This window comes from Mesorhizobium sp. M0306, from assembly GCF_040321655.1.
Classification (GTDB): domain Bacteria; phylum Pseudomonadota; class Alphaproteobacteria; order Rhizobiales; family Rhizobiaceae; genus Mesorhizobium.
In genome coordinates this window covers 115,726-133,984 of record NZ_JAMYRY010000004.1, presented here as the reverse complement: position 1 = coordinate 133,984, position 18,259 = coordinate 115,726, and the positions used below count along the sequence as shown (strand labels likewise).

The window sequence follows — 18,259 nt, the reverse complement described above, 5'->3', positions numbered from 1 at the left end:
GCACTTCTTGCAGGACCCCTCCCGGCCCTTCGGGCCCCCCTCCCCCTCAAGGGGGAGGGGGACGCCGGCTCCCGCGGCTTCGCTTCAGGTGCCCTGCCTTGCCTTCAATTCCAGCCGCCGCGCGTGCAGCACCGGCTCGGTGTAGCCGTTGGGCTGGACGCGGCCCTTGAAGACGAGGTCACAGGCGGCGAGGAAGGCGATGGAATTGTCGAAATCCGGCGCCATCGGCCGGTAGAGCGGATCGCCTTCGTTCTGGTGGTCGACGATCGCCGCCATGCGCTTCATCGTTTCCATCACCTGCTCGGGCGTGCAGACGCCGTGATGCAGCCAGTTGGCGATGTGCTGCGAGGAGATGCGCAGCGTGGCGCGATCCTCCATCAGGCCAACGTCATTTATATCTGGCACTTTCGAGCAGCCGACGCCCTGGTCGATCCAGCGCACGACATAGCCCAGAATGCCTTGCGCGTTGTTGTCGAGTTCCTTCTGGATGTCTTCAGGCGACCAGTTTGGCCGCACCGCGACCGGCATCGACAATATGTCGTCCAGCTTCGCCTTGGGCCGGCTTTTCAGCGCCTTCTGCACGGCCTGGACATCGACCTTGTGGTAGTGCGTGGCGTGCAGGGTTGCCGCCGTCGGCGAGGGCACCCAGGCGGTGTTGGCGCCGGCCTTGGGGTGCGCGATTTTCTCGGCCAGCATCGCCGCCATCAGGTCGGGCATCGCCCACATGCCCTTGCCGATCTGGGCGTGGCCGGCCAATCCGCATTCCAGCCCGATGTCGACGTTCCAGGCTTCGTAGGCGGCAATCCAGGCGGCCTGCTTCATGTCGCCCTTGCGGATCATCGGGCCGGCTTCCATCGAGGTGTGGATTTCGTCACCGGTGCGGTCGAGGAAGCCGGTGTTGATGAAGACGATGCGGTCCCTGGCGGCGCGGATCGCCTCCTTGAGGTTGACGGTGGTGCGCCGCTCCTCGTCCATGATGCCCATCTTGATGGTGTTTTTGGCCGTGCCGAGCAGCGCTTCGACGCGGTCGAAAATCTCGACGGCGAAGGCGACTTCGTCGGGCCCGTGCATCTTGGGCTTTACGATGTACATAGAGCCCGCGCGTGAGTTGGCGCGGCGCCCCTTCGGGCCGATGTCATGCAGCGCGATCAGCGCCGTCAGCGCCGCATCCATGATGCCTTCCGGCACCTCGTTGCCCTCGCGGTCGAGGATCGCCGGATTGGTCATGAGGTGGCCGACATTCCTGACCAGCATCAGCGAGCGGCCGGGCAAGGTCAGCGAGCCGCCATCCGGCGCAGTGTAAGTACGGTCGGGATTGAGCCTTCGGACAAAACTCTTGCCGGCCTTGGTGATCTCTTCCGCCAAGTCGCCCTTCATCAGGCCGAGCCAGTTGCGGTAGACAAGCACCTTGTCCTGGGCATCTACTGCAGCGACCGAATCCTCGCAGTCCTGGATGGTGGTCAGCGCCGATTCCAGCACGACATCGGCAATGCCGGCCGGATCGGTGCGGCCGATCTGGTTGTTGTGGTCGACAACGATTTCGATGTGCAGGCCGTTCTTGACCAAAAGGACGGCTTCGGGGTTGGCGGCATCGCCGCGATAGCCGGCAAACTGCTTGAGGTCGGCAAGCGTGGTGGCGCCGGCACCCTCGCCCAGCCGCAACAGGCCGTTGGCGACCGAAAGCCCGTTCACCCCCGCCCATTTGCCTGTCGTGAGCGGCACCGCCTCGTCGAAGAAGCTTTTCACCCAGGTGACGACCTTGGCACCGCGCACCGGATTGAATTTGTTGCCTCGCTCGGCGCCGTCCGTTTCCGGGATGGCATCGGTGCCGTAGAGCGCATCGTACAGCGAACCCCAGCGCGCATTGGCTGCATTCAGCGCATAACGCGCGTTCATCACCGGCACCACCAGCTGCGGCCCTGCGACCGAAGCGATTTCCGGGTCGACATTTTCAGTGGTCACGCTGAAGGCCGGCCCCTCGGGCAGGAGATAGCCGATCTCGCGGAGGAACGTCTTGTAGGCCTCCATGTCGACGGGCGCGCCATTGTCGCGATACCAGCGGTCGAGCTTGTCCTGCATGGCATCGCGCTTTTCGAGCAGCGCCCGGTTTTTTGGCGAGAGTTCATGGACGATCGCCGAAAAGCCGCCCCAGAATGCCTCCGCCTCGATGCCGGTGCCCGGCAGCGCCTGGTTCGCGACGAAATCATGAAGCTCGCGGGCAATCCGCAATCCGGCGATCTCGACGCGATCGGTCATCAGGGCTTCTCCAGACGAAGGCTAGGCCGGGCCTTTGGCATGTCACGGTGGCAGGGTCAATTCGGCTTAGGGTGAAGGTAGGGCGTTTTCGCTGCCGATCTCCCCCCTCGAGGGGGAGATGGCCGGCAGGCCAGAGGGGGGCGCCTCGCGTGGAGTGCGACGCCATGTGGTGCAAAGAAGGGGTCGCGCTTCATGCGCGGCGCCCCCCACTGTCGCCATCGGCGACATCTCCCCCTCGAGGGGGGAGATTACGCGCTCACACCGCAATCCTTGGCCGTCCTGACGCGACCGCCACGACATGCGCCTCGATGAACATGCGCTGGCCCTCTACGGTGGAGACGCGGAACTCGCTGGCGACTTCGATCTCGGCGCTGTCGGTGCCGGCGTCCTTCGCCCGCCCGGCGGCAATCGCCCGCACATCTTTCTCCGCTGCGGCGATCGCCGCCGCCTCGTCGTTGAAATCGCGTACACTTTCGCCGGAGGCAACGCGGAACAGCCCTTCCTTGGGCTGGCTGACCCGCGCCTCGGCCGAGACCCGGACCTGGCCGACGACCGCGCCGAGCGCGTTGGCGACGTCGGTATCCTCCGGCACCACGCATCGATTGCCGACAAGCTCGGCCAGCCCGGCATAATGCAGTGGCGCCGAGGCGCCGAGGCCGATCACCGGACGGTCGAGCGCGACGCTGAGGCGGGCGATGCCGGGATGCGCGTCGACGGCGCGCTGGACCAGGGCATGGGCGACGGTCGCCGCGCCATCCAGCCCGTCCTCGGCAAAGGCGGTTTCGAGGATGACTTCCGCCGACAGGCGGGTCAGCGCGGTCAGCACCCGTTCCGAGATCGCCTCCGGCGAGGCGGCGATGAACTGGCCGCGGCCGTCACGCCTGCGCGCGAACAGCTCGGCACCCAGACGCGCCGCCGCCGGATCCCAATTGGCCTGCCTGCCCAGCACATGCGCGGCGTCCGACGGTGTGAAGCCGGCGACATGCACCAGCCCGCGCGACACCAGCCGGTTCAAGGTGGCGTTCTGGGCATTCGAGGTCAGCAATCTGTCGAGAGCCTGCGGCACGGCACCGATCAGCTCGTAAAGCTTGGCTTCGGCGCCGGTCAGTCCAGCCGCCAGACGCTCCGGCACGCCGGTGCGCACCGCCAGCCGGCCATCCATGCGGCCGGGGTTGGGCGCGCGCAGCTGGCGTTCGAGCTCCGCCGTGACGGCCTCGCCATGCATCAAGCCGGCCAGCGCCAGCGGCACCAGGCGGCGCGGCCCGAGCAGGATCTTCGGGCTGAGCGCGCCGTCCTCCAGCGCCACTTCGGAATCGCCGCCCAGCCCAAAGGTGCGCATGGCGACGGCCTCGACCATGGTGCGGAAGCCGCCGACGGTGGCGCCTTCCGGATCGAGCCGCGGCCGGCCCTTGTCGAGCACGGCGACGTCGGTGGTGGTGCCGCCGATGTCGGAGACCACGGCATCGTCGAGGCCGGTCATGTGGCGGGCGCCGACCAGGCTGGCGGCCGGGCCGGACAGGATGGTCTCGATCGGCCGCTGGCGGGCGAAGGCGGCCGAGACCAAAGCGCCGTCGCCGCGCACCACCATCAGCGGGGCGGCAATGTTGCGCGCGGCCAAAAACCCTTCGGTCGCCGCGACCAGCCGGTCGATCATCGAGATAAGCCTGGCGTTGAGCAAGGTCGTCAGCGCCCGGCGCGGGCCGCCGAGCTTGGCCGACAGCTCGTGGCTGGCGGTGACCGGCAGGCCGGTCCTGTCGCGGATCAGATCGCGCGCGGCAAGCTCGTGCGCCGGATTGCGGGTGGCGAAATAGGCGCAGACGGCAAAGCCGGACACCGATTTTTCCAGTTCCGGCAGCGCCGCCTCCAGCCCGGAAAGATCGAGCTTTGCCGCATTGCCATGCACGTCGTGGCCGCCGGCGCAGAACACCACGGGATCGGTGCCGAGCGCCGCCTTCAGCCCGTCGCGGGCAAGGTCGCCCTCGGCAAAGCCGATCATCACAAGTGCCACGCGCCCGCCCTGGCCCTCAACCAGCGCATTGGTGGCAAGCGTCGTCGACATCGACACCAGTTTTATCGCAGTCGGGTCGGTGCCGGCTTTTTGCAGCACCGCATCGACCGCGCCCGATATGCCGACCGCCAGGTCGTGACGGGTGGTCAGCGCCTTGGCCTTGGCCAGCACTTTTCCGCCGGGGCCGCCGGCTTCCGACCAAAGCACGGCGTCGGTATAGGTGCCGCCGGTGTCTATGCCGAGGAACAGGGATGAGGGTTTGGTCTTGGCGGTCATTGGCGGGCCCGGAGAATTCTCTTGCCCCGCCCCTTAGCGGATATGAACGGGCCGATAAAGCCGCGATGGCTGGGCCAAGGCAGTGTAATCTCCCCCCTCGAGGGGGAGATGTCGCCGAAGGTGACAGAGGGGGTCGGTACGTCCGGGCGCGACGTCCTCTCAGCCAAGGAAAGAAGAAGCCGGCGCTCCACGCGAGACGACCCCTCTGGCCTGCCGGCCATCTCCCCCTCGAGGGGGGAGATTCGCAGCTTGGCCGCCTACCCCACAAGAAAGGCTTGTTGGCCGAATAGGGCTACGCCCGGCTGCCCGGCGAGCCTTCTAGCGGCCTGCCGACAGAAGCGGTGGGCCGTTCGCGGCAGAAATACAAGATCGTCAGCATCACCGCGACAAGCAGGATGGCGTAGTAGATCGACACTCGGGCATAGACCTCCGCCTTTTCCACCGGGAACGAGCGGCCCTGGCTGGCGGCGCGCGCCACCATCGAGGCAATCAGCGCGTCGCGGGAGAAGATCAGGTTATCGCGGTCAATGGCAGGACCGAGGCGAACAGCAGGGCATTGCAGAGCTTCGCCTTGGGCTCGAACCGCAACAGCATCACGCCACACCAACTGTATAGGGCGCTGTAAAGCGCAACGGCCGCGGTCTTCAGCGGCGTGTCCTCCACCATGAAAAGGAACGGCGTGCCGTCGTCTGGTCCGGTGAGGCGCAGCAGGTACCAAATCCCGGACAGGACACCAAGCGTGCCAAGCAACAGATTGGCCCATTGTCGCTGGCCGGCCGGCTGCTCCATCTGCGCATAGGACAGCAGCCATTCCCCCACCGATATGTTTGCCACCCGTACAAGGCTGAACAGGATCAGCGAAAGGACCTGCCGAGCCGCCCATGACGCCGGCTGGCCAAGAACGGTCTCGGCAATGCCGGGAAACAGCCGGTCGGCCAGGACGACGGCCGCATTTACCCAGATGTAATCGATACAAAGGCTGAGAAACAGCAAGACATATTTGCGCAATTTGAAATCCCCCAAGCCCGACGAACCGCCACTCCGGCACATGCACGCACCGGTAGCAAAAATCTAACATCAACCGGGCGCAATTGTCGAAGGCCGAGATTGGCGGCGAGCGCTGGGCCGCCTACCCGGCAAATCCCACGCGCTTGTGGCTGCCATCGCAAAACGGCTTGTTGGCGGAGTGGCCGCAGCGGCAGAGGAAGGCGCGCTGCGTACGGTCTACAGTGTGGCCGGTGCCGGTGACGATTTCGAGATTGCCTTCGAGCTTGAGCGGGCCGTTGGTCGTCGGCGTCACGGCCAGCGGGCCATCCCGTACTTCCAGCGCCGGCGTATCCTTCAGCGCCGGTTCGCCGGTGGCGGTGAAGCCCGCTTTGGCGTGGCTGCCGTCGCAGAACGGCTTGTTTTCCGAAGCGCCGCAGCGGCACAGCGTGGCGCGGAAAAACGTTTCGCCGCCCAGCACTATCTCGGCATGGACGGCCAGCGGGCCGTTCTCCCTTATGCGCACGGTGTTGACCACCGGCGGCTGTTCCTGCGGCCCGCCATCCTTGCGGACGTAGGTGATGGCGCCGGACGGGCAGGCTTCGGCGAGCGTCACGACCTTCTCGACGCTGGCCGCCTCGGGGTGGATCCACTGGCCGGGCGCGTTGGGCACGAAAACATGCGGATCGCCAAGCACGCAATTGCGCGAATGGATGCAACGCTTTCCCGAAAAGCCGATATCGATCTTCTCGCTTTCGACCATGCCGGCCATTAGCTGTACTCCTCGCTGAAGGCATCACGCTATGGCGGCGGCCCTGACGCCGTCAAGCTGGCCGAGAGGCTGGGCGCTCTATCTCCCCCCTCGAGGGGGAGATGGCCGCATAGCGGCCAGAGGGGGTCGGCCCGACGGGGCTCGGCCTGCTGCTGCAGAACAGGTTGGCGCTCTACGCGCGGCCCTGTCGCCTTTGGCGACATCTCCCCCTCAAGGGGGGAGATTTGCCACGTCACGGAACCAGATCGATTTCCTCGGTCTCGCCGCCACTGCAGGTGTAGCAGCAATCGTCGCATTTTTCCGTGTTGGCGGGGCCGACGCCCCAATAGGTATTCTCGTCACCATCGACCCAGGCGCCGTAGCAGATCGATTCGCCGTCATTGCAGGACAGCGGGATCGACTTGGTCTCGCCGTCGTTGAGATAATAATCCTGATTGTTGCCCGGCCAGACGTAGTCGCGGTCCTGGCTGTAGAGCTCGACGCGCATGGCGTTGGGATGGCTGTTCTTGATCTCGAAGGTGACATCGCCGGCATGCGCGACGGGCGCAAACAACGCGACGATAAAGAGCGCCGCGGCAACGCGGCGCGCGAAAGCGTAAGACAACATGATGATTCCCCCCGGAATGAAACGGCCTGCCCGGCCGCGAGGGGGAGCATGGCATGGCGGGTTGAAGGGTGGAAGAGGTGATTGCGGCATTTGCGTCGCGAGAGGCGCGAGGCTGCCAAGCAAGACCCCTCTCCGGTTTGCTTCGCAAACCACCTCTCCCCACGTTGTGGGGCGAGGAAATGCCAATCGCCGAAGCCTCGCAAAGCTTGGGTTCCTCGCCTCCTCGAAGTGGGGGAGAGGTGGCCGCGAAGCGACCGGAGAGGGGGCGGTCCGGCCGGGCTCAACGAGCAGGCTTCAGCAGCGTCCAGATCCAGCCGATGAATGTGAGCACCAGGAAGGGATATCCGGCAGCGGGCAGCGGCGCCGAGGTCGGCAGCAAAGGCGCGCCCCACAGGATCAGGCCCACTGAGACGACAAACAGCACAGCCGCCACGACAGCGGTGAGCCGCACCCACAGCGCGAAGGTTTTCGGCGCGCTGATCATGACCAGCGCCGCCGCCCAAAGCGAGATACCGCCGACATAGGAGGCCACGCTGGCCTCAAGCCCCGCCGCATTGCCGGCGAGCAGCAGGCTTTCGCCGGCGAGAAAGGTCAAAAATCCGGCCGCCACGCAGTCATTGCGCTGCCGCTGATATTTCATCGTCAACAGCGCGGTCGCCACCACGAGCGCCACGCCGTCGATCGTCCAGAGTGTTTCGCGGAGTGGCGCGCTCTCGACGAAGGTGCCGGCGAGGCCCAGAGCGCCGCCGATGGCGAGTCCGATCGCGGCGATGATGTCCAGCGTGGAGCGCATCGAGATCTCCCCAAGCTGGGAGAGAATAGGCCAAGGTAGCAGGTTCTTGGAAGCTCGTGATGGTAGGAAAGTGCACGTCGACTGTCCACTCCATGCAGCTCTCGCAATGCTGATAAGAACCGCGCCTTCTTAATCACCGCGAAGGCCGCCACCTCTCATTATGACGACACGTCAGTGGGATACCTCTCCACTGGAGATTGTGTAAGAGAGTCTCTGGAAGAATTCCGGCACATCGGAGCCGGACGCGCCGTAAACTAATTCGTCGATGTTCGTAGTAAACTCGATCCCTAGCAGCGGATTCAATATCGTTATGGCTTTGTACGCTTGCTTCCCCTCGTAATATCGCAGTGCTGAGTAGGTGATCACCTGGCGCAAATCGTGGCTACGAAATTGCCTATCGACGTACTTCATCTCTACCAGCGTGTCAGAAAACTCGAAGTCACCGTTGCAACTTTGGATAATTCCGTGCCCTTTGTAAAATGGAATACTTATTTTCTCTAGCGGGACACCCAGTCCACTAAAGTAGTGACGGAGCCACCGAGCCAATCTATCTACTTCGTCAGCTTCAGGCGCGCTCAATTCGTCCCTTTCTGTCGTAAACTCCAGGATGTTGCCCTTAAGAAAATCCAATGCGCTTGCGACTGCTCTTGACCGCAATACCTCTGCCGATTCCTCCGGCTGGCGAACGGACTCAAAGAAAAGAAAATAGCCTGCTTCACTGATTAGGTCCCGCCGCGAAGGACTGCTCGTAGAGCTAGCTGGCCCACTTATACGGTTGTAGGCCAGATTCACAGAACGCGTGACAGCTTCCAAGTTCGGAAGTGCGCTACGCCAGAAGTTTGAGAACTGTGATGCAAACAACCTCTCGCTTATCATATCGCTAACGGCACGTTCGGCTTCTCTGATCTCCAATCTCGAACAATCAACTCAAAGGCGTCAAACCTACTTTTCATATGGTCACGCCAGTGCGACCCTTCGTCAACCATCGAATACGAAGCCAATATGAGAGCCCTGCGTTGCCAACCTGACACCGCTCCAAAATTTGCCTTGAACATCGACAGCCACGAGAAATTACCCCAATTCGAGAAAATCATGATTATGTCACGCCGTATCAATTCAGATGTCTCTGTCTCGAAGCACCTGTGAAGGTAATTTCTGGTCTTTATAGAGTTGTATTTGCCAACAATTCGGTTAGCGTACGCAACATGCATGTCTAAAGCCATAACCTCGTGGCCACTTTCGTACAGCTCTATTATTCTATCACAAATTCCCGCCTTTTCCCGCTCACCCAATTCGTCGAATACCTGATATACCGTTTGAAATACCGTTGGCGCGATGGGATAAAGAGCATCCATATTGTCGAGCATCGACAGCATCGCCCCATACTTTGCGTTGGTGCCTACTAATTTCAGCGCTTCGACAATTTTTCGCGTGGTGGGAATGTGCACTCGGGTCTGCGACAGCTGCTCATTCAAGAGCGCAACGACATCTATCTCTTCGAGCTCATCTTTGAGCTCGTCGTACTGCTCGGCCGCGTTGGGTGCGTATGGATCAAACCTTAGCGTTAGAGACATAAGGCGCTGTATCGGTGAGCGGGTGTCCCTATCATCACCCCCACGTATCTGCGCCAAAACGTGCTTGAATTCAGACGCAGTTAGTATCCGCGTTTTTGACTTTTGAAGTGATAGCCCCTCATTATCGAGCGCCTTGTATATTTTAACAATGATCTCATGGGCCTCCTTCTTGCTGCCGCAGAAAACATGATAATCATCGGCGTAGCGAATGAAGTGAACGCCAGAACTGAAAAGATATTGATCAGAGTTTGCGAGGGCCAGTTCTGCTAGAATTCGTGCGGCCGGGCCGCCAATTGGCAGGCCAGCCGACCTTGTTCCTGTAAGATGCTTCATGTATTCAAGGACCGCCTTTCGAACGTCCGGCTGCACACCGAGCATCCGAAGTGCGTTATCAAGCTTGTGGTGGCTTATCCTTGAATAACAATCAGCTATATCACGTGTTATCACGTAGCTGTTATTTTCGCATTCGGCAATCGACTTGTTGATGAAGTCTTTCCAAGAGATGTCCCGCCGAAAAAGCTCCCCGGACAGATAGCTATCTTTGTTCAATCGATAGGAGAATATCCGCTCCGGCCCAAGCCTGGCCGCTTCTATGGTCTCGGCGATTGAAAGCACATTTCCAAGTAGAAAGACGTTCCATAGCGGGTCTAATTGCGATGCCCATCTAAACCCAGAATGATGCACAGCCACTAGTGAACGGATGTCGTTCGGCGGCTCTTGTACAAACAATTTATCAAAATCGGAATATCTTTTTAATAGTAAATCGGCGATCTCGTTTCTCTTGTCATTTATTATTCTGTTCTCGATCGGAAACGGAAATATGTCAGTGTCGCCATGCTTATAGATATTGTCTATGGCCGCGTAGAAAAATTTCTTCATAGAAACTGCCAGCCCCCTGTCCCGCTGAGGCTGCAGACTATCTATGAATATCGCATGATCAAGCTGGCTGAAGCGGTATTTTCAATCGCCCATTTTCAGCGCCTGGATAAACGCCTCCTGCGGGATATCCACCTTGCCGAACTGGCGCATCCGCTTCTTGCCCTCTTTCTGCTTGTCGAGCAGCTTGCGCTTGCGCGAGACGTCGCCGCCGTAGCATTTGGCGGTGACGTCCTTGCGCAGCGCCGAGATCGTTTCGCGGGCGATGACTTTGCCGCCGATCGCCGCCTGGATCGGGATCTTGAACAGATGGTGCGGGATCAGCTCCTTCAGCTTCTCGCACATCTGGCGGCCGCGCTTTTCCGCCGCCGTGCGGTGGACCAGCATCGACAGCGCGTCGACCGGCTCCTCATTGACCAGGATCGACATCTTGACCAGGTCGCCTTCGCGATAGTCGGTGAGGTGATAGTCGAAGGAGGCATAGCCCTTGGAGATCGACTTCAGCCGGTCGTAGAAGTCGAAGACGACCTCGTTGAGCGGCAAATCGTAGGTCAGCATGGCACGCTTGCCGACATAGGAGAGGTCGGCCTGGATGCCGCGCCGGTCCTGGCAGAGTTTCAGGATGCTGCCGAGATAGTCGTCGGGGGTGAGGATGGTGGCGCGGATCCACGGCTCCTCGATGGCCGAGATCTTGACCACGTCGGGCATGTCGGCCGGGTTGTGCAGTTCCTTCATCGAGCCGTCGGTCAGCAGGAGCCGGTAGACGACGCTGGGAGCGGTGGCTATGAGGTCGAGGTTGAATTCGCGCTCCAGCCGCTCCTGGATGATTTCCAGATGCAGCAAGCCTAGGAAGCCGCAGCGATAGCCGAAGCCGAGGGCGGCACTGGTTTCCATCTCGAAAGAAAAGCTGGCGTCGTTGAGGCGGAGCTTGCCGACCGCGGCGCGCAGATCCTCGAAATCGGCGGCGTCGACCGGGAACAGGCCGCAGAACACCACCGGCTGCGCCGGCTTGAAGCCGGGCAGGGCTTGTGCCGTCTGGCGCTTGTCCTCGGTGATGGTGTCGCCGACGCGGGTGTCGGCCACTTCCTTGATCGAGCCGGTGAAGAAGCCGAACTCGCCGGGGCCGAGCTCGTCGACATTGATGCGGGCCGGGGTGAAGACGCCGGTGCGCTCGACCAGGTGCTTGGCGCCGGTGCCCATCATGCGGATGGTCTGGCCCTTCTTCAGCACGCCGTCGATGATGCGGACCAGCACGATGACGCCGAGATAAGCGTCGTACCAGCTGTCGACCAGCATCGCCTTCAGCGGAGCCGTGATGTCGCCCTCGCGCGGCGGCGGCAGATCGTTGACGATCGCTTCCAGAACGTCGGGAATGCCGAGCCCGGTCTTGGCCGAGATCAGCACCGCGTTGGAGGCGTCGATGCCGATCACCTCCTCGACCTGCTCGCGGATGCGCTCGGGCTCGGCGGCGGGCAGGTCGACCTTGTTCAGCACCACGACGATCTCGTGGTTGTTGTCGATCGCCTGGTAGACATTGGCCAGCGTCTGCGCTTCGACGCCTTGCGAGGCATCGACGACCAGCAGCGAACCTTCGCAGGCGGCGAGCGAGCGCGACACTTCATAGGCGAAGTCGACATGGCCGGGCGTGTCGATCAGGTTGAGGATATAGTCCTGCCCGTTGTTGGCGTGGTACTTCAGCCGCACCGTCTGCGCCTTGATGGTGATGCCGCGCTCGCGCTCGATGTCCATCGAGTCCAGCACCTGCTCCTTCATGTCGCGCAGCTCCAGCCCGCCTGTCGACTGGATCAGCCGGTCGGCAAGCGTGGATTTGCCATGGTCGATATGGGCAACGATGGAGAAATTGCGGATGTTCTTGATCGGCGTGGTCATGCGGCGCGCTTTAGCAGGGGCACGGTATATCGGCAAGCGGCGGGGCGCGTGTGCGGCGGCGGCGGCGGCGGCGAGGCAAAGTCATTAAACTTTGATCCATGAGATTAGAGCATAGTTTGCGCCCGGCGTGGTAGCCCACCGGTCTATCGCCGTTTCGGGGGGTCGGAATGCCGCTGTCAGCACGCAAATTTCTCAGATCGGTGAGCGGCTCGTTCGCGCCATTGCTCGCCATTTTGCTTATCCCAATGGTTGCCGCATTGGGTTTTTCCATAGACTATACCTCGGCGGTTTCGACCAGGGCCTCGATGCAGAACGCGCTCGATGCAGCGTCGCTGTCGATCACGACACTGGCGACGACCACGTCATTGGCGGACCGCCAAGTAAGCCTGCAGGACTTCTACCTGGCCAATGGCGGGCAAGGCACGGCCAAGCTCGACAGCTTCGTCGTCGCCACCGACGGCGCCGCCAGCATCAAGGCTTCGGCCGGCTTTGCCATGCCGACGGCTTTCATGCAGATCGCCAGGATCAACACGGTGCAGGTCGGCGTCGCGTCGGCGGTGACAAAGCGGCCGGCACTGACGGAGGCCACGTTCAAGATCGACAAGGTCTCGGGCTGGTGGGACAAGACGATGACGCTCTACGGCACCAAATTCGGTGAGACGAATGCCAATAAGCTGATGAAGATCGTCTACGTACATAACAGGTTTGGCGACCCGAAAGGCTACGGAACGTCCTCTGTGTACACGATCGACGGGACGACGGAGACGCTGGTCCAGAAACAGGTATGCACGACCACCACGGTGATCAGCTTCTACGGCTTGCCCACCGGCACCATCACCCAGATCAGCGGCATCAGGAAATACGCAACCACTTGCGTCAATACCGGCGTCGGCGCGGTGGTCAACGTGACAGACATGGATAACCTCTCTCTGGAGATGAAGATTCCGAATCCCAATCCTGGTCTTGGCGGCGGCTATCTGCCTAGCGGGACGAAAGAAACCCTGCGATCCGATGATCCGGCCACTTCCGACCGATTGTTCATCGACAAGGTCAAGACGCCTGCCAATACGACTGTGGACATCTTTACAGCCGTGCCGTGCGGCATCACCGGCAGTCAAGCGTGGGAAGATGGCGGATCACTTACCAACAACACCATAGATGACGCCGATTTCTCCTATTTTGTGACCGGCAAGTGCGCCTTCAACAAGCGAGCTTCGGAGACCGTGCTTACACAATAGCCGGGCGGCGGCTGAGTGCCCCAGAACGGTCGTCTATCGCAACGCCCGCCGGTCACCGCCGGCGGCGTTTTTTTGTTGTGGGCGACCGTCTTCCCTTCTCCCCCTGTGGGAGAAGGTGGCCGAGCGAAGCTCGGTCGGATGAGGGGTGTTCCAGGGAACGCCAACGCCTCACTCCGTGCAACACCCCTCAACCGTCTCGGCGCTTCGCGCCGATCCACCTTCTCCCACAAGGGGAGAAGGGAGAGCTGCGAACGATCACGAAGCGGTGATGCTGTAACGAACCGTGTGTCGGCGGCGAAGTGTGGACATGGAACCGCACAGGAGAACAGCGATGACCGGATCGAAACGCGGCACGGCCCTTATCGGGCTTGCCCTGGCCCTATTTTCGGCGACTTTGTTTTCGGCAATCGGGTTTTCGGCAACCAGCGCGGCTGCCGGCCAGACGTTGACCGTCGTCGAGCTGTTCACCAGCCAGGGCTGCTCGTCCTGCCCGCCGGCCAACGCCAATCTGATCAAGGTCAAGGACCGCCCCGGCGTGCTGGCGCTGTCCTTCAACGTCACCTACTGGGACTATCTCGGTTGGAAGGACACATTCGGCAAAGAAGAATTCACTCAGCGCCAGGTCCGCTATGAACCGTCGCTCGGCCGTTCCGGCCCGTTTACGCCGCAAGTGGTGGTGAACGGCAAGGCCGATGCCGTCGGCGCCAGGCCGGGCGAGATAGAGCAGCTGATTTCGAGCGGCGGCCACGCCGACGGACCTTCGCTGTCGCTCGCCGGCGGCAAGGTCAGCATCGGCGCCGGCCCGGTGCCCGGCGGCAAGGCCGACGTCTGGCTGGTGCGTTACGGCAAGGGCGTCATCGAGGTGCCGGTGGCGCGCGGCGAAAACACCGGCCGCACGCTGCCGCACGCCAATGTCGTGCAGTCGCTGACCAGGCTGGGCAGTTGGACCGGCGACGCCACCGCGCTGCCGCTGCCGGCGACGACGGGCGGCCTCAGCACCGCGGTGCTGGTGCAGGTGCCGGGCGGCGGGCCGATCCTTGCTGCCGCCACGAACTAGAAACCCTCTCGCGAAATTTTCCCAAACACGCAGCGGCGCCGCCGCATGCCGTCAACCTCTGCCAACCCAAGGAGATCACCATGACCAATCGTTTGACCAATCGCCCGACCCTGGCGGCACTCGCCTTCGCACTTTGCTCGACGGCGCTGTTCGCAGGAGGCGCGGCGCGGGCCGAAGATGCGATGAAGCCGGCGATGGCGACAAATGCCATGAAACCGGCAACGGACGCCATGAAGCCGGCCGGCGCCATGGCGCCTGACGCGATGGCCACGACCGCGATGAAGGCGGGCGATCCGATGAAGGCCGACTGCATGAACAAGGCCGCCGCCGAGACGGACGCCATGAAGAAGGCAGAGGCGACCAAGGCTTGCGATGCCATGGCTCCGGCCAAATAGGCGATGCGCACAGCAATGTGAGAGCCCGGCGGACCTATCCGTCGTATAATCCATACCAGCATCATGGGAGATCAGACATGACCGCAGCCGTGAAACGATCGTCGATTTTCGCAAAAGCAGCACTTGCCGCGCTTATCCTCACGGCCGCCGCGGCCGTGTTCTGGCAGACGCCGGCAGTCTCGGCCGAAGACGCGGTGGTGATCCCGCCGCCGGCGATGGACGAGAAGGCCACCGCCGGCACCGAAAAGGCGGTCTTTGCCGGCGGCTGCTTCTGGGGTGTGCAAGGCGTGTTCCAGCACGTCAAGGGCGTCACCAGCGCCGTCTCCGGCTATGCCGGCGGCGACAAGGACACGGCCGTCTATGAAATGGTCGGCACCAGCCGGACGGGCCATGCCGAATCCGTCGAGATCACCTACGAGCCGTCCAAGGTGACCTACGGCCAGCTGCTGCAGGTGTATTTCTCGGTGGCGCACAATCCGACGCAACTGAACTACCAGGGCCCGGACAGCGGCACCCAGTACCGTTCGACGATCTTTGCCGAAAACGACACGCAGAAAAAGATCGCCGAAAGCTACATCGCCCAGCTCGACAAGGCCAAGGTGTTTCCTAAGCCGGTCGTGACGACGCTGGAGACAGGCAAGAGCTTCTATCCGGCCGAGGACTATCACCAGGACTTTCTGACGCTCAACCCGACCTATCCCTATATCGTCTACAACGATCTGCCCAAGGTCGAGAATTTGAAGCGGCTGTTCCCCAACCTCTACAGCGAAAAGCCGGTTCTGGTGCTGGCCGCCAACAAGAGCTGAGTTGTGGGGAGGTAATCTCCCCCCTCGAGGGGGAGATGTCGCCGAAGGCGACAGAGGGGGTCGCCGCGCGCAGAGCGCCAACATCGACCTCCTCGAAATGCAGCGTGGCGCCAGCCGAACCGACCCCCTCTGGCCTGCCGGCCATCTCCCCCTCAAGGGGGGAGATTACTACACACCCTTTTTCCAGGGCAGGCTCCAGCGCACTTTCTCCAGCGTCGCCTTTGCCTCGGCCGAGTCCGGGTCGGGCTCTGTCTCGCGATAATGCGCCGAGCCCTCAGGCGGGTAGGCAAGCGTGTTGTTGAGGGCAAATTTGTCGATCTGGCTGAAGTCGGGGAAAGGCAGGTTTTCCGCCCCGCGCCAATCGCTGACCCTTTTCTCCGCGGCGATGCGTTTTTCGTCGTCGACCGGAAGATCGGTGGCTCTGTATTCCAGTGACGAAGGGAAGGCGAACTGCGCGCCGGCATCATCCATGATGTTGATCATGGACAACAGGATGTCCTCGCGGATGGCTTGAAATTCGGCCACGTCGGCGGTTTTGACGTAAGTGAACACATCGATGTCGAGCGAATAGGCACCGAAGCCGGCAAAGCCACGCGGCACGGCTCGTCGATAACGCGCGGATGGGCGATCAGCAGCTTGCGCAGCTCGGCCAGGACGTAGCGCAGCTGATCGGGCGTCGTCTCGTAGCGCAGCTGCAGCGTCGTCGCGAACCGGGTGCGGTCGCGATGCGCGTAGTTCTCGATCTGCATGCCGGCGAAATCCGAGTTCGGCACCGAGATGATCGTGCGGTCGAGCGACCTGATGCGCGTCGAGCGCATGCCGATATGCTCGATCGTGCCGGACTGGTCGCCGAACTTGCAGAAGTCGCCGACGCTGACTGGCCGATCGGCATAGAGCGTCAGGCCGGAGAGGAAGTTCTGCAGCGTCGGCTGCGCGGCCAGCGCCACCGCCAGACCGCCGATGCCGAGACCGGCAATGACGCCTTCGTAGGGGATGGCGAGCACTTCGGCCAACAGCAGGAAGGCGACGACCAGCACGGCGACGCGCGCGACACCGGTGGACAGCGAAATCAGCGTGTCGTGGTAGCCGGGCACCTGCCACAGTCCGCGATAGTGGTCGGCGACCTTGCCGATCAGACGCCAGACCACCGGCACGGCGCCGATCACGATCAGGCTCCAGGCGATTGCCTTGACCGGGGCGGCGACCACTTGCGGCAGACCGAGCGGGCGCAGCGTCAACAGCAGGAAGAAGCCAAGCACGATCGAGCGCACCGCCCATTCGACAATGCGGAAGAAGGCCGAGCTGTCCGTCCTTGGCACAAACAAGGAAATCAGCGCATTGGCGATGTAGCCGAAGACGATGCCGGCCAGTGCGGCAAGGCCGAGCATCCACCATTGCCAGTGCTCCATCGGGCCGGTGCGGGTGAGCAGGCCGGGGCTGATCTCGCGGGCGAGGCCACGGGCGATGAAGAATGGGTCGGTGCTGGCGAAGGCGGCGAATTCCGGCGCCACCGGCACGTCTTCGACGTCGGCGTAGAGCGCGCGGATGTGGGCGAGCGTCTCGGGCGTGAACTGCCAAATCTTGCCCTTCTCGGTCTCGACCGGGCCGATGACGATGTTGCCGGTGGGATGCTCGAAATAGACGAAGGGGGTGTTGCTCTTCGGATCGTCGGGGATCTCCTGCCAATAGACATAGCCGATGCGGTCGATGACCTTTTTGAGATAGCGTTCGAGCAGGAAAGCCTCGTCGCCGCGCACCGCCGGACTGTAGTTGCGCAGGTCGAGCGCCGCCTGTGCCGGATCGCCGGCTTCGGTGAGGCCGCTCAACAGTACCTTGAACGTATCGCGCGGCGAGGCGAGCTTGCTCGGATCGTCGACCATGTCGACAGCTTCGCCACGCGCTTCCTGGAATTCGGCGAGCTTGGCCTGGAGCTGGGCAAGTGGCGGCCCGACGATGAACCAGTCGCCATTCTTGCGGCGAAAAGTGACGTCGAAGGAAACCCTGGTGCCGTATTGCGGCAGCGTCGCCCTCACCTCGTCGCCGGCAATCGTGTCATGCGGCAGGCTCCACAGACGGAACGTCGCGTTGTCGATGACGGTGAACAGAAGCTTGGTGTAATCGGGCATGTTGAGGCCGCCGCGGTCGGTCTCGGTGACGTCGACGAGACCCGCTGCCAGACCGGCAAGACCCATGCCGCCGCCGGTGGCGCGCGGCACGTTGTCGGCGCCGCTCTCGTTCATCGTTTGCAGGAACGAGCGCATGGTGCTCATCGGGCTCGACTGGTCGACACGGACGTCCTCGACGGCGCTGACGCGCACCCCCGTCCACCATTCGGCGGTGGCGGCATCGAAACGACCCATGAAGCTGCCGCCGTCGGGCGACTGGACGAAGGTGAAGGCGCCCTGGCGGTCGCCTTCGAACCAGTGGCCGACAAGCTTGTCGCCGTCGGCCTTGGCCTCGATGCGGCCGTTGTAAAGCGGGTACACGCCCTTTACGTCAGCGCCGGTCTGCTCGAACTTGATCTGGGCGCCGCCGCCGCGCCACTTCGTGTCCCACACACCGGTCCAGTTGGCCGCGTCCTGGGCATGCGCCTGCGGTATGGCCGGCAGCAGGCCGGCAAGCGCGAATGCGCCGATCAGCGCGACCGTCCGGATCAGCATAAGCAACAGCCGATCCTGCCTTGCCGCAAAAAAGGGGGTCATTCTGTTGCCCTTCTTCTGCCGGCGA

16 protein-coding genes are annotated in these 18,259 nt (G+C 62.5%); 4 read left to right on the top strand and 12 right to left on the bottom strand.

Features of this window, described 5'->3' with window-relative positions:
* Positions 1 to 84 precede the first annotated feature (84 nt).
* The 10 genes from NKI95_RS09255 to lepA all read right to left on the bottom strand — a co-directional run bounded on the left by NKI95_RS09255 (position 85) and on the right by lepA (position 12,036).
* Positions 85 to 2,256: a malate synthase G gene (locus NKI95_RS09255; protein WP_352716134.1), complete on the bottom strand. Its 2,172-nt coding sequence runs from the start codon at positions 2,254 to 2,256 to the stop codon at positions 85 to 87.
* A gap of 256 nt (positions 2,257 to 2,512) precedes the next feature.
* Complete coding sequence (locus NKI95_RS09250) at positions 2,513 to 4,540, bottom strand: hydantoinase/oxoprolinase N-terminal domain-containing protein (RefSeq protein WP_352716132.1); 2,028 nt, start codon at positions 4,538 to 4,540, stop codon at positions 2,513 to 2,515.
* 292 nt (positions 4,541 to 4,832) lie between these two features.
* Entirely contained in the window at positions 4,833 to 5,021 is a 189-nt protein-coding gene (locus NKI95_RS09245) for a hypothetical protein (protein WP_352716129.1), read from the bottom strand.
* Between the two features lie 29 nt (positions 5,022 to 5,050).
* Entirely contained in the window at positions 5,051 to 5,548 is a 498-nt protein-coding gene (locus tag NKI95_RS09240) for a hypothetical protein (protein WP_352716127.1), read from the bottom strand.
* Between the two features lie 121 nt (positions 5,549 to 5,669).
* Entirely contained in the window at positions 5,670 to 6,296 is a 627-nt protein-coding gene (locus tag NKI95_RS09235) for a CDGSH iron-sulfur domain-containing protein (protein WP_352716124.1), read from the bottom strand.
* A 232-nt stretch (positions 6,297 to 6,528) separates the two neighbouring features.
* Complete coding sequence (locus tag NKI95_RS09230) at positions 6,529 to 6,900, bottom strand: hypothetical protein (RefSeq protein WP_352716395.1); 372 nt, start codon at positions 6,898 to 6,900, stop codon at positions 6,529 to 6,531.
* Between the two features lie 283 nt (positions 6,901 to 7,183).
* Positions 7,184 to 7,696, bottom strand: a complete 513-nt coding sequence (locus tag NKI95_RS09225; protein WP_352716122.1) for a hypothetical protein — start codon at positions 7,694 to 7,696, stop codon at positions 7,184 to 7,186.
* Between the two features lie 171 nt (positions 7,697 to 7,867).
* Complete coding sequence (locus NKI95_RS09220; RefSeq protein ID WP_352716119.1) at positions 7,868 to 8,488, bottom strand: hypothetical protein; 621 nt, start codon at positions 8,486 to 8,488, stop codon at positions 7,868 to 7,870.
* Between the two features lie 80 nt (positions 8,489 to 8,568).
* Positions 8,569 to 10,149, bottom strand: a complete 1,581-nt coding sequence (locus NKI95_RS09215) for an RNA-directed DNA polymerase (RefSeq protein WP_352716117.1) — start codon at positions 10,147 to 10,149, stop codon at positions 8,569 to 8,571.
* A gap of 81 nt (positions 10,150 to 10,230) precedes the next feature.
* Complete coding sequence (gene lepA, locus NKI95_RS09210) at positions 10,231 to 12,036, bottom strand: translation elongation factor 4 (RefSeq protein WP_352716114.1); 1,806 nt, start codon at positions 12,034 to 12,036, stop codon at positions 10,231 to 10,233.
* A gap of 167 nt (positions 12,037 to 12,203) precedes the next feature.
* Here lepA and NKI95_RS09205 point away from each other — a divergent pair, with 167 nt between their 5' ends.
* The 4 genes from NKI95_RS09205 (at position 12,204) to msrA (ending at position 15,532) form a co-directional block, all read left to right on the top strand.
* Entirely contained in the window at positions 12,204 to 13,274 is a 1,071-nt protein-coding gene (locus NKI95_RS09205) for a TadE/TadG family type IV pilus assembly protein (protein ID WP_352716111.1), read from the top strand.
* Positions 13,275 to 13,605: 331 nt separating this feature from the next.
* Complete coding sequence (locus NKI95_RS09200; protein WP_352716108.1) at positions 13,606 to 14,331, top strand: DUF1223 domain-containing protein; 726 nt, start codon at positions 13,606 to 13,608, stop codon at positions 14,329 to 14,331.
* Between the two features lie 80 nt (positions 14,332 to 14,411).
* Positions 14,412 to 14,726 (top strand): hypothetical protein, encoded by a 315-nt coding sequence (locus tag NKI95_RS09195; protein WP_352716106.1) that lies wholly within the window; start codon positions 14,412 to 14,414, stop codon positions 14,724 to 14,726.
* A gap of 77 nt (positions 14,727 to 14,803) precedes the next feature.
* Positions 14,804 to 15,532: a peptide-methionine (S)-S-oxide reductase MsrA gene (gene msrA / locus NKI95_RS09190; RefSeq protein WP_352716104.1), complete on the top strand. Its 729-nt coding sequence runs from the start codon at positions 14,804 to 14,806 to the stop codon at positions 15,530 to 15,532.
* A 168-nt stretch (positions 15,533 to 15,700) separates the two neighbouring features.
* Here the strand turns inward: msrA and NKI95_RS09185 are convergent, their stop codons facing one another.
* Together NKI95_RS09185 and NKI95_RS09180 are read right to left on the bottom strand one after the other, a co-directional pair.
* Complete coding sequence (locus NKI95_RS09185; RefSeq protein ID WP_352716101.1) at positions 15,701 to 16,021, bottom strand: hypothetical protein; 321 nt, start codon at positions 16,019 to 16,021, stop codon at positions 15,701 to 15,703.
* Complete coding sequence (locus tag NKI95_RS09180; RefSeq protein ID WP_352716100.1) at positions 16,012 to 18,234, bottom strand: mechanosensitive ion channel family protein; 2,223 nt, start codon at positions 18,232 to 18,234, stop codon at positions 16,012 to 16,014. The genes NKI95_RS09185 and NKI95_RS09180 overlap by 10 nt, the downstream gene beginning before the upstream one ends.
* Positions 18,235 to 18,259 lie beyond the last annotated feature (25 nt).

Coding starts and splice junctions, on each gene's coding strand:
- NKI95_RS09255 (WP_352716134.1), bottom strand. CDS start 2,256: ATGACCGATCGCGTCGAGATCGCCGGATTGCGGATTGCCCGCGAGCTT.
- NKI95_RS09250 (WP_352716132.1), bottom strand. CDS start 4,540: ATGACCGCCAAGACCAAACCCTCATCCCTGTTCCTCGGCATAGACACC.
- NKI95_RS09245 (WP_352716129.1), bottom strand. CDS start 5,021: ATGGTGGCGCGCGCCGCCAGCCAGGGCCGCTCGTTCCCGGTGGAAAAG.
- NKI95_RS09235 (WP_352716124.1), bottom strand. CDS start 6,296: ATGGCCGGCATGGTCGAAAGCGAGAAGATCGATATCGGCTTTTCGGGA.
- NKI95_RS09225 (WP_352716122.1), bottom strand. CDS start 7,696: ATGCGCTCCACGCTGGACATCATCGCCGCGATCGGACTCGCCATCGGC.
- NKI95_RS09215 (WP_352716117.1), bottom strand. CDS start 10,149: ATGAAGAAATTTTTCTACGCGGCCATAGACAATATCTATAAGCATGGC.
- lepA (WP_352716114.1), bottom strand. CDS start 12,036: ATGACCACGCCGATCAAGAACATCCGCAATTTCTCCATCGTTGCCCAT.
- NKI95_RS09205 (WP_352716111.1), top strand. CDS start 12,204: ATGCCGCTGTCAGCACGCAAATTTCTCAGATCGGTGAGCGGCTCGTTC.
- NKI95_RS09200 (WP_352716108.1), top strand. CDS start 13,606: ATGACCGGATCGAAACGCGGCACGGCCCTTATCGGGCTTGCCCTGGCC.
- NKI95_RS09195 (WP_352716106.1), top strand. CDS start 14,412: ATGACCAATCGTTTGACCAATCGCCCGACCCTGGCGGCACTCGCCTTC.
- msrA (WP_352716104.1), top strand. CDS start 14,804: ATGACCGCAGCCGTGAAACGATCGTCGATTTTCGCAAAAGCAGCACTT.
- NKI95_RS09180 (WP_352716100.1), bottom strand. CDS start 18,234: ATGACCCCCTTTTTTGCGGCAAGGCAGGATCGGCTGTTGCTTATGCTG.